Annotated in this window: 22 protein-coding genes and 1 pseudogene; 15 read left to right on the forward strand and 8 right to left on the reverse strand. The window is 41.9% G+C overall.

Translation table 11 applies throughout. The annotated features are described in order from the left end of the window. Positions 1–202 precede the first annotated feature (202 nt). Both A361_RS11315 and A361_RS11320 read left to right on the forward strand, forming a co-directional pair. Positions 203–616 (forward strand): class I SAM-dependent methyltransferase, encoded by a 414-nt coding sequence (locus A361_RS11315; RefSeq protein WP_236888025.1) that lies wholly within the window; start codon positions 203–205, stop codon positions 614–616. Between the two features lie 596 nt (positions 617–1,212). Then, positions 1,213–1,608: a VOC family protein gene (locus tag A361_RS11320; protein ID WP_019382011.1), complete on the forward strand. Its 396-nt coding sequence runs from the start codon at positions 1,213–1,215 to the stop codon at positions 1,606–1,608. Between the two features lie 113 nt (positions 1,609–1,721). Here the strand turns inward: A361_RS11320 and sstT are convergent, their stop codons facing one another. Next, entirely contained in the window at positions 1,722–2,954 is a 1,233-nt protein-coding gene (sstT, locus tag A361_RS11325) for a serine/threonine transporter SstT (protein WP_019382012.1), read from the reverse strand. Between the two features lie 295 nt (positions 2,955–3,249). Here sstT and A361_RS11330 point away from each other — a divergent pair. Both A361_RS11330 and A361_RS11335 read left to right on the forward strand, forming a co-directional pair. Further along, a pseudogene (locus tag A361_RS11330) lies at positions 3,250–4,102 on the forward strand (GRP family sugar transporter). Positions 4,103–4,121: 19 nt separating this feature from the next. After that, positions 4,122–4,907 carry a glucose-1-dehydrogenase gene (locus A361_RS11335; protein WP_009330474.1) on the forward strand — a complete coding sequence of 262 codons (786 nt, stop codon included), beginning with the start codon at positions 4,122–4,124 and terminating at the stop codon, positions 4,905–4,907. A gap of 42 nt (positions 4,908–4,949) precedes the next feature. On the opposite strand, the gene A361_RS11340 is transcribed toward A361_RS11335, so the two are convergent. From A361_RS11340 to A361_RS31230, 3 genes are all read right to left on the reverse strand, one after another. Continuing rightward, on the reverse strand, positions 4,950–5,579 hold the full coding sequence (locus A361_RS11340) for a hypothetical protein (protein ID WP_019382013.1): 630 nt from the start codon (positions 5,577–5,579) through the stop codon (positions 4,950–4,952). A 441-nt stretch (positions 5,580–6,020) separates the two neighbouring features. Further along, on the reverse strand, positions 6,021–6,962 hold the full coding sequence (locus A361_RS11345) for a nucleoside hydrolase (protein WP_019382014.1): 942 nt from the start codon (positions 6,960–6,962) through the stop codon (positions 6,021–6,023). A gap of 138 nt (positions 6,963–7,100) precedes the next feature. Next, positions 7,101–7,226, reverse strand: coding sequence for a hypothetical protein (locus A361_RS31230; RefSeq protein WP_019382015.1), 126 nt, complete (start codon positions 7,224–7,226; stop codon positions 7,101–7,103). Positions 7,227–7,462: 236 nt separating this feature from the next. On the opposite strand from A361_RS31230, the gene A361_RS11350 reads away from it, so the two are divergent. Together A361_RS11350 and A361_RS11355 are read left to right on the forward strand one after the other, a co-directional pair. Then, on the forward strand, positions 7,463–9,112 hold the full coding sequence (locus A361_RS11350) for a catalase (protein ID WP_009330470.1): 1,650 nt from the start codon (positions 7,463–7,465) through the stop codon (positions 9,110–9,112). Between the two features lie 132 nt (positions 9,113–9,244). Beyond that, a complete protein-coding gene (locus A361_RS11355; protein ID WP_019382016.1) occupies positions 9,245–9,949 on the forward strand; it encodes a gamma-glutamyl-gamma-aminobutyrate hydrolase family protein in 705 nt (234 codons plus the stop codon). 48 nt (positions 9,950–9,997) lie between these two features. On the opposite strand, the gene A361_RS11360 is transcribed toward A361_RS11355, so the two are convergent. Next, positions 9,998–10,891, reverse strand: a complete 894-nt coding sequence (locus tag A361_RS11360) for a LysR family transcriptional regulator (protein ID WP_019382017.1) — start codon at positions 10,889–10,891, stop codon at positions 9,998–10,000. Between the two features lie 142 nt (positions 10,892–11,033). Between A361_RS11360 and A361_RS11365 the strand changes: the two genes are divergently transcribed. The 6 genes from A361_RS11365 to A361_RS11390 all read left to right on the forward strand — a co-directional run bounded on the left by A361_RS11365 (position 11,034) and on the right by A361_RS11390 (position 17,390). After that, positions 11,034–12,239 (forward strand): NAD(P)-dependent malic enzyme, encoded by a 1,206-nt coding sequence (locus tag A361_RS11365; RefSeq protein ID WP_019382018.1) that lies wholly within the window; start codon positions 11,034–11,036, stop codon positions 12,237–12,239. A gap of 331 nt (positions 12,240–12,570) precedes the next feature. Then, a complete protein-coding gene (locus A361_RS11370) occupies positions 12,571–12,867 on the forward strand; it encodes a hypothetical protein (RefSeq protein ID WP_019382019.1) in 297 nt (98 codons plus the stop codon). A 177-nt stretch (positions 12,868–13,044) separates the two neighbouring features. Beyond that, positions 13,045–13,998: an ABC transporter ATP-binding protein gene (locus A361_RS11375; RefSeq protein ID WP_019382020.1), complete on the forward strand. Its 954-nt coding sequence runs from the start codon at positions 13,045–13,047 to the stop codon at positions 13,996–13,998. Continuing rightward, positions 13,995–15,512: an osmoprotectant update ABC transporter permease/substrate-binding subunit OpuFB gene (gene opuFB / locus A361_RS11380; protein ID WP_019382021.1), complete on the forward strand. Its 1,518-nt coding sequence runs from the start codon at positions 13,995–13,997 to the stop codon at positions 15,510–15,512. The genes A361_RS11375 and opuFB overlap by 4 nt, the downstream gene beginning before the upstream one ends. Before the next feature lie 116 nt (positions 15,513–15,628). Further along, the gene (locus tag A361_RS11385) at positions 15,629–15,976 is read left to right on the forward strand and encodes a hypothetical protein (RefSeq protein WP_009330462.1); all 348 of its coding nucleotides are present in this window, start codon (positions 15,629–15,631) and stop codon (positions 15,974–15,976) included. Positions 15,977–16,115: 139 nt separating this feature from the next. Next, on the forward strand, positions 16,116–17,390 hold the full coding sequence (locus A361_RS11390) for a serine dehydratase subunit alpha family protein (RefSeq protein WP_009330461.1): 1,275 nt from the start codon (positions 16,116–16,118) through the stop codon (positions 17,388–17,390). 49 nt (positions 17,391–17,439) lie between these two features. Here the strand turns inward: A361_RS11390 and A361_RS11395 are convergent, their stop codons facing one another. Next, complete coding sequence (locus A361_RS11395) at positions 17,440–18,135, reverse strand: response regulator transcription factor (RefSeq protein WP_019382022.1); 696 nt, start codon at positions 18,133–18,135, stop codon at positions 17,440–17,442. 17 nt (positions 18,136–18,152) lie between these two features. Here A361_RS11395 and A361_RS31235 point away from each other — a divergent pair, with 17 nt between their 5' ends. Continuing rightward, positions 18,153–18,344, forward strand: a complete 192-nt coding sequence (locus tag A361_RS31235) for an alpha/beta hydrolase (RefSeq protein ID WP_082919373.1) — start codon at positions 18,153–18,155, stop codon at positions 18,342–18,344. Between the two features lie 684 nt (positions 18,345–19,028). Then, positions 19,029–20,276, forward strand: a complete 1,248-nt coding sequence (locus tag A361_RS11400; RefSeq protein WP_019382026.1) for a helix-turn-helix domain-containing protein — start codon at positions 19,029–19,031, stop codon at positions 20,274–20,276. A gap of 35 nt (positions 20,277–20,311) precedes the next feature. On the opposite strand, the gene A361_RS11405 is transcribed toward A361_RS11400, so the two are convergent. Beyond that, the gene (locus A361_RS11405; protein WP_033196557.1) at positions 20,312–21,262 is read right to left on the reverse strand and encodes a DMT family transporter; all 951 of its coding nucleotides are present in this window, start codon (positions 21,260–21,262) and stop codon (positions 20,312–20,314) included. A gap of 308 nt (positions 21,263–21,570) precedes the next feature. On the opposite strand from A361_RS11405, the gene A361_RS11410 reads away from it, so the two are divergent. Further along, positions 21,571–22,698 (forward strand): M14 family zinc carboxypeptidase, encoded by a 1,128-nt coding sequence (locus A361_RS11410; RefSeq protein ID WP_019382028.1) that lies wholly within the window; start codon positions 21,571–21,573, stop codon positions 22,696–22,698. A gap of 39 nt (positions 22,699–22,737) precedes the next feature. Here the strand turns inward: A361_RS11410 and A361_RS29910 are convergent, their stop codons facing one another. Next, the gene (locus A361_RS29910; protein WP_019382029.1) at positions 22,738–22,887 is read right to left on the reverse strand and encodes a hypothetical protein; all 150 of its coding nucleotides are present in this window, start codon (positions 22,885–22,887) and stop codon (positions 22,738–22,740) included. Between the last annotated feature and the right edge of the window lie 8 nt (positions 22,888–22,895).

Genomic DNA, 22,895 nt, shown 5'->3' on the forward strand with positions numbered 1-22,895 from the left:
GGTGTTGGAAGTAAAACTTTTTTTTACTATAATTAAAGAGTATGTGTGTCTTTAATATCCATTAATATTATTTGGTGAGTTACACATTGTCCAAAGGAAGAGTTGATCAATATGGAAGAAAAAATGGAACGTGCAGAAAGAAAAATAGAATTTCTGGAAAATCCAAAATAAGAGGTGATATTCCGCTAAAGAACTGCTGTGAATGATCCCTATTAAGAATACGTACAAGATTTCGGATATAGGTGCTGGCACTGGTTATATTACAGTCCCGGCAGCAAGAGCCACAGCTGGAATGGTTTATGCATTAGATATTGATGGAGATATGCTGGATGTGATCAAATCCAAAGTGGAAAAGGAAAAAAATGGAAATATCATAATACTAAAAGAAAGTATTAATCATATTCCATTACCCGACAATAGTATTGGTCTTGCACTGGCATCATTAGTTCTCCATGAGATGCCATCCTTACCACGTGCACTGAGGCAAATAAACGAGTGCTTAAGCCTGGCGGCTATTTCGTATGTATCGAAATTGAAAAGAAAGACTTTCCAAAAGAAAGACATCCCAGAATTGCTTCATCTGAAATGGAAGAAGCAATTAAACTTGCAGGGCTGAATGTATCCATGAAGCTTTTTTAACAGATGCCATCTATATGATTATAGCTAAAAAAATTATAATTGAAAATGAGGAAGAGCTGTGAACTTCTCCATTTCTTTAGCGGGCAGTATAGACCTAAGGAGTGAGACATGGCTATGAAATCAATCTAGCGATAATTGGAATCAATACTCGAGCTGGAGTACTCATCAATTTTGGTTTCATTCGCTTCTTATTTTCATACTTATAAACGTTGTCGGGTTTGCACAGGGAAGGAAAACGTTCACCTGCACTGATACCATAAGAGAACGCTACTCGCTTTAGTTCCGGTGCTGTATTTGATTTTGTATAAGGGTGTTTATAAATAAACTTTGAGTGCTATTTTTACTTTTGTATCAAGCGTATCCTTTTCTCCTATTTATCCTGCAAATAGGAACCGTCTATTTTTACTTGTATCTAACCTATTTCTCTGTAGCACCCGTATCAATTTGGTTAACGAATCTTTTTGTTTATTTTCAGAAACAAGAGCAATAAGAGGTTAAGAAGGCGCCTTGTACTTTTTTCCATAGGCATTATAATAGATTTGTAAGCGATTACGAAATTAAAAGGAGGAGTCTATGGGCAGATTAGTTCATTTTGAAGTTCATGTGGACGATATGGAGCGCGCCAAGAAGTTTTATGGCGAGGTATTCGGATGGTCATTTCAGGATTGGAGTGAGTATGCCGGAATGCCTTATTATGGAGCAGTGACTGGAAATGAAGAAGAACTTGGCATTAACGGTGCTCTGTTGCAAAGACAGGGACCGCCACCAGAAGCTAATCAAGCGTTAAACGGATATGCCTGCACGATGGGTGTGGAGGACTATGATGCAGCTGAAGCCAGAATCATTGAGAATGGCGGCACTGTCGCATTGCCGAAGTATGCTCTTCCTGGAATGGCTTGGCAGGGTTATTATAAGGATACTGAAGGGAATATTTTCGGAATTCACCAGCCGGATGCAAGTGCCAAGTAAATCTATCTAAAACTTATATCATCAAATGGAAAAATACATAATTGAAAAAAGCCTTCTCCATGAGAGGGCTTTTTTGTTTAGGAGCCAGAAGGACTGGCAACTGTATTTCGTAATCAGGCACTGATTTTTACAATTTTGCCTTCTTTGCGTTTCTTTGCATATTCAGCAGTTGCGGTAAATAGAACATCTGATGACGAGTTAAGGGCCGTTTCACAAGAATCCTGAAGAACTCCTATGATGAATCCTACACCCACAACCTGCATCGCGATGTCGTTCGGTATTCCGAATAAGCTGGCTGCTAAAGGGATGAGAAGAAGCGAACCGCCTGCAACACCTGATGCACCTGCGGCAGATACTGCTGCTAATACGCTAAGGATAAGAGCAGTTGCAAAGTCCACTTGAATGCCTAGTGTATGGACAGCAGCAAGAGTCAGAATAGAAATTGTAACAGCTGCACCTGCCATGTTAACCGTTGCGCCTAATGGGATGGATACGGAATAAGTATCTTCATCCAGCCCAAGCTTTTCGCATAAGCTCATATTTACAGGGATGTTCGCTGCTGAGCTGCGCGTAAAGAATGCTGTCATTCCGCTTTCTCTCAGACATTTAAATACTAGAGGATATGGGTTCCTGCGAATGTTTAAGAATACGATAAGCGGATTCACAACGAGAGCAATAAAGAACATAGAACCGAGCAGGATTGCAAGCAGTTTTCCGTAATCAAGCAATGCTGAAAGACCATTGGTGACTATCGCATCAAACACGAGACCCATGATCCCGATTGGAGCGAAGCTAATTACCCATTTTACTAAAGTCGAGATTGCATCTGAGAAGTTTGCGAGCATGTTTTTTGTTGTATCAGCAGATTTTCTTAAAGCAATGCCGAGGAGAATTGCCCAAGTCAGAATACCGATATAGTTACCATTAATCAGTGCATTGACCGGGTTGTCCACTACGTTAGTCAGAAGGGTTTGAAGAACTTCTGCTATCCCTCCAGGAGGTGTTACATCCTCAGCTCCGGGAGCAAGTGACAGGGTAACCGGAAAAATAAAGCTGGCAACAACTGCTACAAATCCAGCCAGAAAAGTACTTAATCCATAAAGGGCGATAATAGATTTCATATTCGTCTTATGGCCGCTTCTATGCTTGGAAATGGCGTGCATTACCAGGAAAAATACCAATACCGGCGCTACAGCTTTTAATGCACCTACAAAAAGAGTGCCGAAGATAGTGATCCATCCCGCTGCTTTAGGAATGGTCAAAGCCAGGGCGACACCTGCGATGATGCCCAGCAGAATTCTTTTGACCAGGCTTATTTGGTTCCACTTGCTGATTGCGTTTTTCATAGAATTCCCTCCGAAGTGATTATTATATAAAAGAGAATAATTGCTTGTCACTGTTATTTGACAGTGATATTTGTTAGTTTAACACAAATATTATAAATTGTGCGATAAATTATTATATTGAAATATCTGTCAAACAGCTTTTATTAAGATAGATTGCTGATGCTATTGGTTTCACTTGTTTATTTTTGTGGAAAGAATAATAAAGAATTTAATACTTTTTTTGCTTGTGGAATAAGAGCCTTTCTATAGCCGCAATCTAAAAATGTACATAAAATCGAAAGATGAGGTATACACCATGACTGGAATTCTACTAGCCCTCATAGCAGCGGTTTCCTGGGGCAGCATTGTATTTGTCAGCAACAAGCTTGGCGGTGACGAGGACAGCCAGACACTTGGTACGACAATAGGTGCCCTGTTATTTGCCATCGCTGTCTATCTTTTCAAGAGGCCGGATCTGTCCAATATTGTTTGGGCAGTCGGCTTTATTTCTGGTTTGTTCTGGTCAATCGGGCAGAAAAATCAGTTTGGGGCAGTCCGCTATTTGGGAGTTGCCAAGACAGCTCCGATGTCCACAGGTCTGCAGCTTATTGGAACAACTTTTTTTGGGGTATTCATTTTTAAAGAATGGGAAACAACGATGAGTATTCATCGGGGTCTCCTCTCTTGTCTGCATCATTGTTGGTGCCGTTCTGACTTCTCTGAAACAGGGGGATGACAAGGAACAGGGGAAAAGTCTCAAGAAAGGATTGCTTGTACTGCTTTTATCGACGGCAGGTTTTGTGGGGTATGTCGTTTTAATACGCTGGTTTGATATTGACGGCTGGTCTGCGATTCTGCCGCAGGCGATTGGGATGGTAACAGGAGCATTCCTCATAACTCTGCGCCGCAAGCCATATAACAAATTTGCTATAAGGAATATCATTACGGGACTGATTTGGAGCACCGGGAATCTGGGATTGCTGCTTTCACTGCCGAAAATCGGCGTTGCCACCAGCTTTTCACTCTCCCAGACCGGAATTGTCATATCGACGATTGGCGGGCTTTTCTTTTTAAATGAACGCAAAAGCAAAAAGCAGGTGTTTATGGTTCTCCTGGGCTGTTTGTTTATTATCGCAGGTGGAGTTTTGCTGGGCTTTACGAAAAAATAAAAATAAGGGAGCGGATCTTATGTATCCAAGTCTTGAAGGCAAAGTTATCGTCATTACCGGCGGAGCTACCGGGCTCGGGAAGGCAATGGCTGAGCGATTCGGTGCTGAAAAAGCGAAGGTTGTCATCAATTATTTTAATGAGGAACAGGAACTGCAGGGAATCATTGAAACGATTGAAAATGCAGGCGGAAGTGCATCTGCCATCCAGGGGGATGTTACAAAGGAAGAGGATATTAAAAGAATGATTGCCCATGCAATTAACACGTTCGGTTCCCTCGATGTCATGATCAATAACGCGGGAATCGAAAATGAAGTCCCATCTGAAGAACTCACCCTTGAGGATTGGAATAAAGTTATATCGACGAATTTGACGGGACAATTTCTTGGCTGCCGGGAAGCCCTTGATTATATGCTGGAAAACAAAATAAAAGGCTCGATCATTAATATGTCATCTGTTCATCAGGAAATTCCCTGGCCCCATTTTGTTCACTATGCCGCAAGCAAAGGCGGGGTCAAATTGATGACCGAGACTCTCGCTCTTGAATTTGCCCCGCACGGAATCAGGGTGAACTGCATTGCCCCTGGTGCTATTGATACACCGATTAATGCTGAAAAATTCTCAGATCCTGAATTGAAAAAAGGTGTCCTTGAGCTCATTCCTATGGGCTACATCGGGAAGCCCGAAGAAATCGCAGCTTGTGCAGTGTGGCTGGCTTCCACAGAAGCGAGCTATGTCACCGGACTGACATTATATGCTGACGGAGGCATGACACAATATCCCGGATTCCAGGCGGGAAAAGGATGATGGAAAAATGCCCTTCTCACTAATGAGAGGGGCTTTGAAGTTTTATTTCAAATCAAAAAACACGGTATTTCCTACCCAGGAATCATATTCCATTTTGGCATCCTCGCCGGTTTTTACTAAACCGGCTATATACCCTTCCTTCTCGTTTCCATTATACATTTCAAAAGAAAAATCAGGTTCTGCTGTTGCGACAGTATCGCCGCTGTATACATCGCCGCTCTCGCTGACAAATTTAAAGTTCATGATTCCATCGATCGTGAATGGATGGTCCTCTGTTTCAGAGTCGGCAACTTTTACTTTGCTCTTTACAAGAACCCATTCATAACCTTCAGGTGCATCCTCGTTAAACTCATTCATTTCCTTCAGTTTGTCCTGTGCATCCTGTCCGCGAATGACCTCTTCTACTGACAGCTCGATCTTTGTTTTATATTCTTTTGATGAATCATCGTATGTGACCGTTTCAATCGCAGTCATCTCATTTACTTTTATCGGATTGGAGCGGGAGCCAGCCTTTGATTCTTCTTTTTTCTCCTCAGGCTTTGCACTTTGCTCCTCGCCATTTTCCTCTGTTTTGCTTTTTGTTGATAAACCCTCGCTTTCACCGCACGCAGTTAGAAACAATGCAGACACCAAACCGGCCACAGCTAATTTTACTAATTTCCTATGTTTCATATTAATCCCTCCAGTTAGTTATCTTGAACTCTACAGGGAAATAGTAGCATGCAGGGTGATTAAATTTTTGGAAGTGTGGAAGACATAAATAAAAAAATCCGGCCTCTCAATAAGGGCCGGACCTGAAGGGGTAAAGAAAAAGGGCTGTATGATGTTTCGGTACAAATTCATTGTAATACGTAAATGTTAACAAACTATGAACGGGATGCGGACAAATTATTAAATATCTCCTGTCGATATAAAGGTGAAAGGGATATTTGTTCAAATTTTTAAATGAGTATACAATCTAGGCTGGACAAAAAATCCTGCAGCAGAAATCGGGTTAACATGAGCTCTAACTTTGCAGTTAACTTTTAAATACATGAGGAAATTGAACCTACAGGGGGACATACAAATTGCTAAGGGAGTCAGCAGCATAGGCGGCATCAGACATTCATAATTTTAGGCAAGCATAACTTTGACAAACTCATTGATAAAGCCATCGTAGTCAAGTTTAACGGCTATTCTGGTCTTTCCCTTCTGGCTGCCAGGCCGGATATCAATGTATGATAAACCCTTTCCTTCTACAGTTCCATCTATAACACTTACGTCGTAATAAATGTATTCTGCTATAGCAGGATTATTGATGATCATGATAGTAAGCAGATCGTGAATAGGTGCTCCTTTAATGCCGGGAACCAGCTTCTGATAAGCCTTATAATAGTACTCGAAAATAGGTTTTAATAAAATGGTGAAAGGGTTTGTAGCTGTATTTGTTACATATTCCACTGTTTCCATGGTCAATAAGGCGAATTCTGTTACATTTAGAGGGGTAATCGTAAGGTTATTGGCATATTTACAAATGTAATTGGAAGAGGTAGGGTCACCATAAAAATTGGCTTCTGCAAGAGGTGTAACGTTCCCGGGAACAAAGAAAGCACCGCCCATGATATAAAAAGCTCCCACTTGCTTGATCTGTTCGTCAAAGAGTATAAAAGCTATCGCCAAGCTAGTAGATCTTCCGGTATCAACAATAATCAAGTCTTTCTGATACTTTTCAATAAGGATACCTATTGTATCAAATGGATAGGTTTGATATTTCATATCAGCAGGAGGCTGAATAGGTCCAATCCCTTCGGCTCCATGGATATCCGGATAGTACGTAACTTTTTCCTGCTGAACAGGCTGAGCAGCACCAGGAATAATAGGAATATTTTTTTGTCCAGCCAGATCTAGCAGATAATAGGCATTTGATGTTGCCTGGTCCTCCGTTACATTCCCATAGCTTGTAACAAGTCCGACCAGTTCAAGATCTGGGTCCAGCAATGTATAAATAATTGCAAGAGAGTCGTCAATTCCAGGGTCACAAAATAATAAAATTTTCTTCGTTTTTCTTTTCGCCATTTAAACCCCTCCCTAAATTGCTTATACAAAAATATTCATAAATGACTTTTAATATGTTGTTTTAAGAAAAGGTCTAAAAATATAAAAAGCGCCTGTTCCCGTAAAAGCTGAAGGGAAAAGCGCGTGTCTTCTTTTCTTCTATTTTCTTTTTTGAGCCTTCATTTTGTTCTCTTCCAGTTCAGCAGCATACTCTTCGTATGTTTTACCCTGCTTCTGGCTTTCCGATTGAATTTTTTTGAACTTGTTATCATTTAGATTAGGCACGTCTTCACCCCCCTTTGGACAAGAGTATTTTTTTACAAAGGCAAGAACATTATTCGAACAAATAAACGAGGAGCTTTTTTCGTAAAAAGGTTTCATTTCAGCCACACAGGGTATGATAACACCTGAAGTAATTGTGTTTTGGAAGAAACCCCATCACCTAACAATACAGGAAAATCCAGGTATAAATTTCTAAAACCGAGGTAAAATATCGTCATAAAATATTAGGAGGTCTGATTTTGGCAAAGAATAATGATAGGAATTCAGCAAATGATCAAGATGTAAAGCGTGAGACGCTGACGACTCGGCAGGGACATCCTGTTACTGATAACCAAAACATCCGTACGATAGGCAATCGGGGACCAGCGACCTTGGAGAATTACCATTTCATTGAGAAGATCTCCCATTTTGACAGGGAAGAAGTACCGGAGCGTGTGGTTCACGCAAGAGGAGCAGGGGCATTCGGTTACTTTGAGACATACGGAAAAGTTGGGGATGAGCCGGTCGAAAAGTATACACGCGCAAAGGTTTTTTCTGGTGCAGGGAAGAAGACGCCATTGATGGTACGCTTTTCTACAGTTGCAGGGGCAAAAGATTCACCGGAAACGGCTCGTGATCCGCGCGGCTTTGCAGTAAAAATGTACACAGAGGATGGAAACTGGGATTTAGTCGGTAATAACCTGAAAATCTTCTTTATCCGAGATGCGATGAAATTCCCTGATATGATTCACGCCTTCAAGCCTGATCCTGTTTCAAATGTGTCAAATCCCGAGCGGATGTTTGACTTTGTATCCAGGACACCTGAGGCCACACACATGATTACATTCTTGTTTTCACCTTGGGGAATACCCGCTACATACCGTCATATGCAAGGCTCCGGCGTCAATACGTATAAATGGGTGAATGAAAAAGGGGAAGCGGTACTGGTGAAATATCACTGGGAGCCGAAGCAGGGCATCCGCAACCTGACACAGGAAGAGGCAAACGAAATTCAGGCGAAAAATGTCGGTCATGCCACACAGGATTTATTTGAGTCAATTAAACGGGGAGATTATCCTGAATGGGAGCTATTTGTACAGATTATGGAGGATGATTACCATCCTGAACTGGATTTTGATCCCCTTGATGATACAAAGCTTTGGCCGGAAGATAAGTTCCCTTGGCTTCCTGTTGGCCGTATGGTTCTTGATCGCAATCCAGAGGATTATCATGCAGAGATTGAGCAGGCTGCCTTCGGTACAGGGGTACTCGTTGACGGAATGGATTTTTCTGATGATAAGATGCTTCAGGGCCGGACATTCTCTTATTCCGATACACAGCGCTATCGCGTAGGGGCAAACTATCTGAAATTACCGGTGAACGCGCCGAAAGCACCTGTTCGCACAAACCAGCAGCGCGGCCAAATGGATACTCGTGACCCTAAAGAATCGGGAGAAAATCCGCATATTAACTATGAGCCATCGATGAAGGGCGGCTTCAAGGAAGCACCTGAGGAAGGGCGCACACCGCATCGGCCAACCTATAATGCTGCAGCCATGAGCGCACCTATCGATCGTCCAAATAATTATGGTCAGGCAGGCCATACATATCGGAGCTTTGAAGATTGGGAGCGCGAGGAATTAATCAAAAACCTCTCTGAAGCACTGGCGGTATGTGACAAACGTATTCAGGATGCTATGTTTGAGCATTTCACACAGGCTGATGAAGATTATGGACGCCGTGTGAAGGAAGGAACCGAGAAAGTCATGAAAGAATTGCTGGCAATGAGCGGGGAAGAGCAAGTGCCTGGCCGAGACGCTGGAAGATCCAAATATGGCCAGGGTTCGATTGCTGAAAACGAGGCAGCAAAGGAAGCTGTTGAGAAAAGCCGTGAAACGGATCCATATTAATTAAGAAGCTAGGGCTGTCCAAAGGTGGACAGCTTTTTTTCTTTGTTTTTTCCATTTTTTAATTGCAGGCAGGTAGGACTTCCTCCCGGTTTTGTAGAATAATCTCCTAAACTATATAGCCAGAGGTGCCGAATGAAACCAATTATAGGGGTTACATCGAATTTAGATGACAAGCAGCTTTCCGTTTCAATGGATAATATCCATTCATTAGTAAACGCAGGGGCCGTTCCAATTGTTTTGCCTAATCTGCTGGAAGATGGCAAAATTGAAAAATTAGCTGAAGAGATGGATGGGCTGCTTCTTACGGGTGGAGGGGACATCGATCCCACCCTATTTGGTGAAGAACCCCATCAAAATCTGGGAAGCATCTGTCCTGAAAGAGACACGTTTGAACTCAGCATTATTAAAAAAATGCTGGCTCTTGATAAACCAATTTTAGCCATATGCAGGGGCTGCCAAATCCTCAGTATTGCTGCTGGGGGTGATATGTATCAAGACATCTATTTCCAGATGGGCGTCCCTCTTTTGCAGCATGCCCAAAAAGCACCCCGGTGGCATGCGTCCCACTTTGTAAATGTAAAAAGAAATTCTCTTCTGCACAGAGCCACTGGTGAGCTAAGTTTTAAAGTAAACAGCTATCATCATCAGGCTGTCCGCAAGATGCCTGAAAACTTTGAGGTATGTGCCGAGGCAAATGATGGAGTCATTGAGGCTTTTGAGAGTAACAAGCATAGCTTTGTATTAGGGGTACAGTGGCACCCTGAATGCATGACACAAAAGAACGATCACCCATCCTTAGCTATTTTTGATGCATTTATAAAGGCTTGCAAACAATAAAACTAGAAATAAAAAGCCGTCGCATTTTTCATTTTTGCGACGGCTCTTTCATAGTCCATTCTCTAAATAACTCTCTGAACAGGCGATAAACTCCCGAACCGCAAACGATAAGTACTTTTCCTTTTTCCAGATCATCCCCAGCTCCAAATTTATAGCAGATTCAGAGATTGGCAGAACAACAAGGTCTTGGCTGTATATATTCTGACAGATTTTACTTGGCAGCATAGTGATCCCCAGTTTTCCTTCAACCATCCCCAGCAGGAAGTCCTTTTGTGAGCTTTCACAGACAATATTGGGATGAAATCCGCTTTTCGAGCACTCCTCAATGATCAGGTCGTAAAGGGTGAAATCTTTCCGGTAGAGTATAAAGGGCTCATTCGCCAATTGTGAAAAGTGTACCTCACTATTTGAAGCCAGCGGATGTTCACGATGGACAATAAGCATTAAGGGGTCCTTTAAAACATTAATAATTTCAAAGCTGCTGCCTTGTGCAGGCACCGTACAAATAAGGCCAATATCCAATGTTCCATCGTCTACGCCCTTTTTAATTTTCTTTGTGCCTACCTCTGTTAATTTAATTTCAATCAATGGGAATTTTTCTTTATACTGGCTGATGAGCTGCGAAAAAAAAGCGGCACCTACAATAGGAGGGATGCCAATTTTGATTTCACCGCTCTTCAGCTCCGTCACATCTGTTAACTCCAAAGTCAGGTTTTTAAATGCGTCCAGCACTTTCTTTGCATTAATCAGCACCGCTTTTCCCGCATCCGTTAATTCAAGCTGCTTCGATGACCGGTAAAAAAGCGGCACCCCCAGTTCGCCTTCGAGGTTTTTTATGGCTTTGCTGATGGATGGCTGGGTGACATGCAGGGTCTGTGATGCTTTTGTGAAACTTAAGTGCTGAGCTACTTCAGCAAAATATTCCAAATGCCGTATATCCAAACAGATCCCCCCTTCATATAACCAAAAGGCATAATGATTATAGATTATATGTATTTCATTTATGGATATCATTCATTATATAATAATCTACAACAATATAATACTGAAAATTAACAATATTCAATTTGGGGAGATGGTTAAGATGGATTTGCAGAAAGAATCTTTATTGCTTCATGAGAAGTTTCGAGGGAAGTTATCAATTGATGTGAAAATGCCGCTGAACAGCATGAAGGATTTAAGCTTAGCCTATTCCCCAGGAGTAGCAGAGCCATGCCGGAAAATTCATGACCAGCCTGAGAAAGTCTATGATTATACAATAAAAGGCAATTTAATCGCGGTTGTCTCTGACGGAACATCGGTGCTGGGGCTTGGCGACATTGGCCCTGAAGCCTCCATGCCAGTCATGGAGGGGAAGGCTGCCCTATTTAAAGCTTTTGCAGGAATTGATGCCGTTCCAATTTGCCTTGATACGAAGGATCCCGAAGAAATCATTAAAACAGTTAATCTGCTGCAGCCTTCCTTTGGAGGCATCAACCTGGAAGATATCGCGGCACCTAATTGCTTTTACATTGAAGAACGCCTTAAGCAGGAAATGAACATTCCCGTTTTTCATGATGACCAGCATGGAACAGCCATCGTAACGGCTGCCGGTTTAAAAAATGCTTTAAAGCTTGTTGATAAACAAATGGAAAAAATAAAAATCGTAATCAATGGGGCAGGTGCCGCAGGAATCGCGATTATCAAACTGCTCCTCAATATGGGTGTAAAAGATATCATCATGTGCGATACAAAGGGAGCGATTTATGAAGGAAGGCAGGAGCGTATGAACCCTGTCAAAGAGTCTGTGGCGAAAACCACCAATCCAGACAAACGGCAGGGTCCGCTTGAAGAGGTTATTATCGGCGCTGATGTGTTTATCGGGGTTTCATCTGCAGGAGCCTTAACAAAGGAAATGGTCCAGACAATGAGTCAGGATTCCATTATTTTCGCCATGGCAAATCCGGTTCCAGAAATCATGCCGGAAGAGGCAAAGGAGGCAGGAGCCAAAGTGGTAGGAACAGGACGCTCTGACTTGCCTAACCAGGTGAATAATGTCCTCGCATTCCCGGGGATTTTCAGAGGGGCTTTGGACGTCAGGGCTACTGAAATTAATGAAGAAATGAAGATGGCAGCTGTCGAGGCCATCGCCGGATTAATCGACGCTACAGACTTATCACCGGATTATGTAATACCAGGACCGCTCGACAGCCGAGTTGTTCCGGCCGTAAGGGATGCCGTAGTAAAAGCCGCCCAGAAAACCGGTGCTGCCAGGATCGAAATCCTGCAGAGCGAGAGGATAAGCCAATAGACTGAAATTTGCATGCGGAGGCATGTTCAAGCGAAGTAAATCATAGTATCCAAAGTATCAGGATGCTGGTTTTGCCAATGGGAATTATTTTATCACTTTCGTCACTCTGAATTAATGGCTGTTTTCTTAAGGTTCTATGTTTCTAAGCGGATAACTAAGTTTATCAGCTGAGTTGATTAAAGCGGAGGAAACTTGACTCCTGTAAAACCGAGGAGGCTCCCGTTCCTCCCCGCGGAAAGCATGTGTCCGTAGCGGAAATCAGCGGACAGCCTTATAAAATTTCCTATCTTTAGAAAAGAGCAAATTAATTTTATTAAGGAGATTGATACCGATGAAAGTATACGAAGTAATCGAGACGCAGGAAATGTTCCGTGGTGAAATCATCGAAGACTATTATATTATTTATGAGCAAACAGAAAACAAAATCTTTGAAAATCGAAACAATCATCTGTTTCAGCAGGAAAGATTTTTAGAAGAGACAGTTAATGTCTTTAAAGGAAACCAGCACTCCACCTTAAAAAAAGTAAAAGCCTATCCCATTCGCCACCTTGCATTCCGCGATATTCGAGAAACAATCAGAAACGACTTTCCGGACCTCTTTAAGAAACTGAACAGGTCTCCCGCATAATAACAGGCAGCCTCTATTTGATGGAGGCTGTCCTTTTTTTATAGAACCCCATAATGGAAAAATAACCTATCTATCTGTATGATGGTATAACGGTAAATAGAAAACTTCTGCACGGCTGTTTTTCCGTAAAATATTTAGGGAACAATCCAGATGTGAACTTATTAGAGGGGTGGAGCAATGATTCGATTTGACAATGTGTCAAAACAGTATGGGAATGGAACCAAGGCTGTTGATTCAATTAATTTACATATAAAAGAAGGCGAGTTCTTCGTTATTATCGGTCCGAGCGGTTCTGGAAAAACAACCGTTCTGAAGATGATTAATAGACTGATTCCTTTGACATCAGGAACGATATCCATTAAAGGCAAACGGATAAGTGACTATGACATTCATGAGCTCCGCTGGGATATCGGCTATGTCCTCCAGCAAATTGCCCTTTTTCCTCACATGACAATTGCGGAGAACATCGCAATAGTACCCGAGCTAAAGAACTGGGAACAGGGAAAAATCCAAGAACGGATTGATGAGTTATTGGGAATGGTCGGATTGGAGCCTGACATCTACCGCAGCAGAAGGCCACATGAACTCTCAGGGGGACAGCAGCAGAGAGTCGGAGTAACAAGAGCCCTGGCCGCCAATCCGCCTATCATCCTGATGGACGAGCCTTTTAGTGCGCTGGATCCCATAAGCAGGGAAAAGCTTCAGGACGACCTAATCCATCTCCAGAAAAAAATAGAGAAGACAATCGTCTTTGTCACACATGACATGAAGGAAGCTTTAAAGCTTGGTGACCGCATTTGTGTCATGAAGGACGGGAAAATCGTGCAAGTTGGCACTCCAGAGGAGCTTCTTGCTAACCCGGAGGATGACTTTGTCCGGCAGTTTGTCGGGGAAGAGCGGGGACCTTACATGGAGGGATTCAGCCTTCAAGATATCCTCCAGCCGATTTCAGAAACCGAACAGAACGGGGCAGTCATTTCCGTCTCGGCTTCACTGGAAGAAACTCTTAACTTATTGGCCGCTCAAGATGAACTTGCTGTGGAAGAGGGCGGAAACATCATTGGAATGGTTAACAGGCAGGCCGTTATTCGTAAGCTGGCTGGCAGCATGAAGAAAGAGGTGAGGTCATGAACACCTTCAGCTCTGTTTTTAATGAAAGGAAAGGGCAATTATTAAGTGTACTTATTGAACATATACAGATTTCGCTTATTGCTTTGTTTTTCGCAGTCCTGATTGCGATCCCGCTTGGAATTTATCTGGCTAACAAACAAAAAATAGCAGAAGGGATCATTGGAGTGACGGCAGTATTGCAGACTGTGCCCTCTTTAGCTTTGCTTGGTCTTTTAATTCCCTTATTCGGCATTGGGAAAGTTCCGGCAATTATCGCACTAGTCGTATATGCACTTCTGCCCATACTAAGAAATACATATACAGGCATAAAGGAAGTGGATGATTCCATTATCGAAGCGGCAAGGGCAATGGGAATGAACAGGCGGAAAAGGCTCTTGAAGGTAGAGCTTCCTCTCGCCATGCCGGTGATAATGGCCGGAATCCGGACAGCTATGGTTTTAATTGTTGGAACGGCTACACTTGCAGCATTAATTGGAGCAGGAGGACTGGGAGAACTGATCCTCCTTGGAATCGACCGGAATAATACGGCACTGATCGTTCTTGGGGCCATACCTGCAGCCATATTGGCAATCCTTTTTGACATGCTGCTGCGCCGCTTCGAGCATATGTCATTTAAAAGATCGCTCACAGCGCTGGGGATATTTATTTGTGCGATGATACTGGTTATGGCCATCCCTTTAGTGACAAATAAATCAGAAGAGAATCTTGTCATTGGCGGGAAGCTTGGTTCAGAACCGGAAATCCTTATCAATATGTACAAATTACTGATTGAAAATGAAACCGACCTTAACGTTGAGTTACAGCCAGGATTAGGAAAAACGTCGTTTGTCTTCAATGCGCTGAAATCAGGCAGCATCGATGCGTATCCTGAGTTTACCGGTACGGCCATTGCTGAATTTTTAAAAGAGACAGCGGTAAGCACCGAGAGTGGAGAGGTTTATGAGCAGGCGAGAAAAGGAATGAAAGAACAATACGACATGGAGCTGTTAGAACCGATGGCATACAATAATACCTATGCTTTGGCAGTTCCTAAGCAATTGGCCGAGGAAATTGGCCTGCAATCTATTTCAGATCTAAAAGCTGTCGAGAAAAACATAAAAGCTGGCTTCACCCTTGAATTTTCGGATCGGGAAGATGGTTATCGTGGAATCCAGGAGCTATATGGCGTGGAATTTCCAACTGTTTTAACCATGGAGCCTAAGCTGCGCTATGGAGCAATCGAAAAAGGCGAAATCAACCTAGTGGATGCTTATTCAACAGATAGTGAAATAGCAAGATATAACCTCACTGTCCTGGAGGATGACAAGAATCTGTTCCCTCCGTATCAGGGTGCACCATTGCTAAGAGCTGAAACAGTCGAGGAACACCCCGAATTGGTTAGAGCCTTGAACAAATTGAGTGGTAAAATTAGCGACGATGAAATGCGTGAAATGAATTATAAAGTCAATGTGGAAGGGGCAAGTGCAGAAGAAACTGCCCGGGAGTATTTGGAAAAGGAGGGGCTTCTGAAGTAGTACTCGAAAACCGTCTGGGGAGAATCCAGGCGGTTTTTGCATGGTGAACTGTTTTAAATTATGCCCGACTATCATACACATTTCTTAATCGCACTTGTGCTTAAGGAGATGTTGATATGCTATTTGAGATGGAAAAGGCTAACCTGCTCGCTGAAAATATTAAGGACTTTCTTGACTTTCTCGATAAAAATCTTGAAAGAAATATCTTTTATATGGACACTGACAAAATACATCAAATCAAATTGATTGCTGCAGACTTTAAGTTTCATATCCTCGCAGATGAGCTGTTCAGAATCAATCGCTTTGTCTGGGACCCAAAGTATACAAATTATTTGGTGGACCGGTTTGTAAAAGGGCTCACCATTATAGATGAATATGTACATAGAAACTATAACAGCCTGTTTATGGTGACTGGAAGATTATATACGTTGAAGAATCTCAGTGCATTATTCAGCAAAGATTAAACAGACAGAGCTGCTCCTATTTTTCTGATTCCTATGAGTTTTAGCGTGGAAGGAAATATTGCCTCTCTTAATTTTTCACTATTTGGATTATAATAGTTAAAGTTTATTCTTTTACTTTAAACAATTAGGGGTATGAAAAATGGAGAAGCACAAGATCTTAAGAATTCTGGAAAAAGAATTAGTGGTTGCCCTTGGATGTACGGAACCTGTTGCGATTGCACTTGCTGCAGCCACTGCAAAGAGCCATGCAAAAGGGGAAATAAAAGAGCTTTGCTTAAAAGCGAGCGGAAATATTATTAAAAATGCTAAGTCAGTAGGAATACCCGGCATGAGTTCCTATGGTCTTGATTTCGCAGCGGCAATCGGCGCTGTGGCAGGGGACCCTGCAAGAAAGCTGGAAGTATTAGAGGGAGTGGGGCCAGAAGATGAACTTTTGGCGCTGAAACTTATTGAAGAAGGAAAAGTAATTTCCCTCCAGGCGGAGACGCCAAAAAGGCTGTTTATCGAAGCGGAATTAAAAACAGATATGCAGACTGCCAGAGTGGTAATCTCTGATAACCACAGCAATATTACTTTAATAGAGGTTGATGGAAAGGCTATCTACCAGGGCGGATGTGAAAATATAGGAATTCAATCGGAAGAAGATGAATTAATTGCACTTTCTATTGATGAGATATATGAATGGGTGCTTAATGCAGAAATCAGTTCCTTATCACTTGTCAAAAAGAGTATCGAGCTTAATCGGGTCATTGGAATGGAAGGCCTTTCAGGCGAATATGGCTTAAAGGTAGGGAAAACGATAAAGAAAAATGTGAAAATGGGCATCTTGTCTGATGATATTGCCACTGCAGCAATGTCTTTGGCAGCAGCTGGATCAGATGCGAGAATGGCAGGCTCCACTCTGCCTGTCATGGCAAATACCGGAAGCGGCAACCAGGGAATCGCAGTCACACTTCCAGTTGTTGCTGCTGCAGAAAGACTAAAGGTTTCTGAGGAAAAAATGATTAGGGCAGTGGCACTCAGTCATCTGATAACCATTCATATTAAATCTAAATTTGGCCGGCTTTCAGCATTATGCGGTGTAACAGCTGCAGGAATGGGGGCAAGTGGAGCCATCGTATATTTGCTGGATGGAGAGCTTCAGCAAATTAAAGCAGCCATACAAAACACAATTGGGAATGTTTCCGGAATGATCTGTGACGGAGCAAAAGCCGGCTGTGCCATGAAAGTATCTACCTGCTCCAATGTAGCTGTGCAGTCTGCCCTCCTTGCGCTCAACGATCAGGAAATCAAATCAACCGATGGATTTATTCACGATGACGTTGAAAAGAGCATCGAGAGTTTTTGTAAATTAGGGAATGAAGGAACCCGTCATACGGATGAGCTGATTTTAAAATTGATGATGGAGAAATAAACTGAAAAAAGGCCCTCTCTTTAAGAAAAGGGCCTTTTTGGTGTGCTAATTACGAAATCATCCCTCGTCGAAACATCTCCGCAATTGCCTGTGTCCGGTTTTGAGCTCCCAGTTTCCTAATAGCTGTTTTAATATACTGGTTGATGGTGACTTGACTGATAAACATGGAATCAGCCATTTCTTTGATGCTTTCCCCCCAGGAAATCCTTTTCATGACCTCCATTTCTCTTCTGCTTAATAGCCGGGCATCTCCTTTTCCTTCCGTTTTTTCAAGGGTTTTTCCTACGTGTTGACCAAATTGTGTATAAGAAGAAAGCTGCTGATCAGATATTTTTCCGTGCTCATCAAATTCGTTTGTGCAAATATAGCCGATAGGAACGGCACCAAAGCAGATAGGGATAGCCAGGAAGGAGTTGACATTGGAAGTTGTTATGTATTTGATGTTTATTTGCTTAAGGTACTCGATCCCAGAACAATATTTTGCTTTTCGTTCATAAAGGGCGGAGTAAATGAGCGGCAATGAACGAATATCATCCCTGATATCTCTGATATGAATTAATCCGTGGCACGTTATTGCGATTTTTCCTTCACCAATAAAACCTAAAGGTGAATACCGGAATAAATGGGCATTCTTTACAGGGAAAACGTTCATATAAACCTCTAGAATTTTATACAGCTTTTCCTCATGACTCTCGACATCCTCTAAATTCTGGATATTATCCAAAATGGTAGATTCTAATGCCATATTAACAGTTTGACCCGCTGCGGGATGAAGGGGAAGCCTATGCTGAACGCTTAAAAGAAGCAGGCGTCCCGGTCGAAGCCAAACGGTATGACGGCATGATCCATGGCTTCTTCTGGATGCCAGGTGTACTGGAGCAGGGAAGAAAATCGATTGAGCAGGCGGCAAATGCTTTAAAGCGTGTGTTCCAGGGCAGTGTCGCTTCGAAATAATATATGCAGATTGGACACTTCTGATTGAAGGAGTGTCCTTTTTTGTGTTAGTTTTGTAAATTAATTACTTGCCAGATTTTCTGAAGAGCTCATGGCGACTAAAGGAATTAATACGGTCGCCATGGAGGGCTCATGACGACGAAAATGCAAGAGAGGGAAAGAAAACGGTCGCCAAGGAGCGTTCATGACGACGAAAGTGCAAGAGAGGAAAAGAAAATGGCCGTCATGGATGGCTCATGACGACGAAAATACAAGAGAGGAAAAGAAAACGGTCGTCATGGAGGGTTCATGACGACGAAAATGCAAGAGAGGAAAAGAAAATGGTCGTTATGGAGCGTTCATGACGACGAAAATGCAAGAGAGGAAAAGAAAATGGTCGTCATGGAGGGCTCATGACGACGAAAATGTAAGAGAGGAAAAGAAAACGGTCGCCATAAAGCGTTTATGAAGACGAAAGCGAAATCGGGGAAAAGAAAACAGTCGTCATAAAGAACAGAGATCAAAAATATCCAGCAAACGAGCTGCCACTGCCATTGTGGGGTAATCTTTTTAAGCTTCCTCCTATCTATTAAGATACATTTCCACAGATGGCGGGAGACAGGTCTACTGCCTGTTTCTATTAACCTATAGAAAATCACTGGTGATTTCACTATAATAATAGAAACTTTAATATCGAGGTGCAGCATGATCATTGGGAAAATAATTAAGTTTTACAGGGAACGAGAAGGCCTAACTCAGGGTCAGCTGGGAGAAGGGATTTGTTCAGTAACCCATTTAAGTAAAATTGAAAGGGGGATTACCGAATACTCCGGGGAAATTACACACCTCCTGGCCAGGAGGCTCGGCATTAATCCCGAAGAAGAAATACTTCGATATCATCAGCTTGCAAAGAGGCTGGATGAATGGCATGAGAGCATGATCATGCAGCGAATACAGGAATCAAAACAGATAAAAAAGGAGCTGCAGGTTGAAAAACTGATTCATATGCCAGATTTTCAGACTCTATATGGGCTTCTGTCAGCAAGGTTCTATTTATCTGTGAGTGATTTGGAGTCAGCCTCAAAATTAATCTCGGATCTTAATAAAGCTTCCGCTGCCTTTTCGCCTCATGATGCGAATCTGTTGAAACATATCCAGGGCATCTATTACTTTCTTACAGGTCAATACCGTGACTGTATCAGCTGTTTAGCTTCCATTGACAGAGATCAGTACAACTATGATGAATACTATTACCACCTAGCGATTGCTTACCATTCCATCCATTCAAATATTACAGCCTATTATTACGGGAAAAAGGCTCTTCAATATTTTCAAAGAACCTTAAATATTCTCCGCATTATAGACACAGAAATGCTGCTGATTGTTCAGCTAAATGCCAAAGAACTACATGATTTTAATGAAACAAAGGAAAAATATGAACAGTTAATTAAGTTATGTGATGCGTGTAATTCAGGTGACCGGAAATCCAAGCTTTATCATAATCTGGCATTCGAATATTTTCGCCGAAAGAAATACAGGGAATCAGCAGGCCTTTATGAAGAAGCACTTAAGCTTACTGCCGAAAATGCTCCTCACTATTTAACTGCTTTAGATGGTTACATCCATACCTGTTATAAAGGAAAACTTCAGGCCGGCAGTGCGCTAATAAAATTAGCTGAAGAGGGCATGGAGAGGGCAAAAGCAGCTGATTCATTTACCTGGATTTATTTTCAGCTTCATCTCTATCTATTGAAAAAAGAAGAACTGCAATACTATCAATTTATTGAGGAAACAGCTTTGCCGTACTTTAAGAAAATTGGCTATGGCATTTTAATCGACCATTATAAGAAAAAGCTTTTCCATTTTTATTCAGAAATAGGTGAGGCACAAAAAGCAATTGAGCTCGCCCGTTCTTTTATACAGAAACAAAAAAGCTATTATGATCACGAGTAACCTTTTTTCGCAATGAAAAAAATGAGACTGCATTCTTATGCTGTCTCATTTTTCATTGACTGTTTATGCATCCTTCTTTTAAACATTTTCGCATTTGTTCCTATATAAACACCTGTCAGAACAAAGGCTGCCCCTATTCCATGAGCCATGGTGAATGTTTCACCCAAAAAGACCGTAGCCATGATAACGGCAGATACAGGCATCACATTAATAAAAATTGAGGCTTTGGCCGCACCGACCTCTTTAATTCCGTTATAATACATGACAAATGAAACCACGGTAACAAAAATGCTCATATGGGCTATAGCAGTCCATGTCGTCATGCTGGCTTGCTGGATATCCATCCACGATGTTTCAGCAGAAGCGAATGGCAATAGAAATAAGGTTCCATAGGCAACTGCATAAGTAGTGGACTCCACTGAGCTGAATTTTTTCAAAACCACTTTCCCCACAACACTATAGATGGCCCAGCTCACCACAGCTCCCAGCAATACGAAGTCAATCGGTTCAAAGCCATATTGGAAAAGAGTAAGCAAATGGCCATCTGTTATAATAAACACTACACCTGTCAAAGCAACGACCATTCCAATGATATGATTTTTTGTTATCTTTTCTTTTAGAAATAACCCTGATAAAAGGACAATCAGCACCGGGTTTGAAGCAATAAATAATGAGCTTTTAATCACGGGCGCATGCTTTGTGGCCAGGAAAAAACAAATATTATATAAGGCAATTCCGGTCAGGCCCAAAAGAGCAAACAATCCATGATCTTTCAAATTCGGTCGTTTCCGGTCTTTTTCCATGATCCACATGAGCGGAAAAAGCAAAATGGCAGCTCCCAAAAACCGCAAAAAAGCAACTGTTGCAGGTTCAAAGCTTTGAACAGCAAACTTGCCGGCAATAAAAGCACTGCCCCATGTAGCAGTAGCCAAAGTCAGCATTCCATAAATAAGCCATAATCTCTTTTTCAAACAACTCGCCTTCATTTCTGTAAAATTTTATAAATAGTATTATAACACCTTTTTCGGAAGGCGAAATAGTTAATTTTTAATAAAGATTTATCATTTTTAACTTTAGGAAAAAAGGAAGAGGGGAATATGTTGGTTTTTGTCACACTTTATCGATTTACAGCACAAAACAGTTCTTTATTCTTAATCAAATTACCACAATTAACAAAATGATCTTCTGAATTAGCGGAAAATTCATTCTTTTTTCTCTGTCAAGGGACAAGCCCATCCCTTATCATTTCTTTAGAGTCCCGAAGAAAGGGGCTAATAGAAAGGATGAAATACATATGAAGAAACCGTCAGGGAAAATCACATTGCTGACAGCATTTCTTGTTATGCTGTACTCCACACTTTCCTTTGCGGCAACCGTACCAGGAGGGCCATCTACAAATGGAAACACAAGTATTAACAGCATGCTCTCCTACGAGGAGGTCGTGAAAACGCTCAACGGCATTGAGCAGATTAGCAAGGGGAAAGTGGAAGTTTTTACACTCGACCGCTTTGGCAAATCAGAGCAGGGCAGAAGCATTTATGTCGCCAAGGTTGGAACCGGGGAAAAGAAAATCTGGGTACAGGCTCAAATCCATGGAAATGAAAAGCTGGTTACAGAGGCAGCGCTTCAGCTGTTAAAAACTTATGCGAGCAACAATTCCAAAGAGGTACAGACCGTTCTGGAAGAGTCCACACTATACTTCATTCCAATGTACAATCCGGATGGAGCAGAAATGAATACCCGTGGTACAAAGATTACGGAGACAGGACAATTATTGGATTTGAACCGGGATTGGTCAGTTGATGGCGGCTTTAAAGCCAAAGAGTCTAAAGTCGTTTATTCTTATTGGGCCGAATTAAAACCTGACTTTGCAATCGATTTGCATCATCAAGGCTTAAAACAGGTTTATGGAACAAATGAAGCAACATCTTTCTCCTTAGGAATATCCTTAGCACCAGACGGGCCAACACTGCCAAAGGAAACAGACTACAATGATGTAACGAAACAGATGATGGCATTTGTCTACGATGAAATGAACGGATACGGCTATACCCATATTGACCGCTACCAGATTGTTGATAGTGAAAAACAGGTAGGTTATGATATCGACATTAAAGGCGGAGTCGTTTCAGCTATGATGATGGGATTGAATTATAATGGTTTAAACCCGGAAAATCACAGCCATCCGGCAGTGTTTTTTGAAACAAAAGGCAATTCAAGCGATGGCAGCCTGGGGCAGAAATCGAATGGATATTTAACAAAACAAAACTATTTAGCTTTAAAATCCTTGATATATGGCTATGTTACAGGAGAAGTAAATGATGTGGATCCTGAGAGTTGGAATAGTATCCCGGCTTATCCTTTAGCAGGCTATTGGACAGATTATAATGGGATTGTTCCTGCGGAATCATCAGGCTTTTAAGTTAATAAAGAAGAAGCTGGTCATGGAGCCAGCTTCTTTTTATCTGTTGTTCTTCTTCACTGTACTCTCTGCAACCATTCCTCTTACATCCTCCGCCACTTTATTAAAAGCCTGATTTACCCGATCCATCAAAATATCCTGGGAAGTGCTGTTTCGATTTTCAATTCCATCATTAATATCCTTTTTCATTCTGATCA

Source organism: Cytobacillus oceanisediminis 2691, assembly GCF_000294775.2.
GTDB classification, from domain to species: domain Bacteria; phylum Bacillota; class Bacilli; order Bacillales; family Cytobacillaceae; genus Cytobacillus; species Cytobacillus pseudoceanisediminis.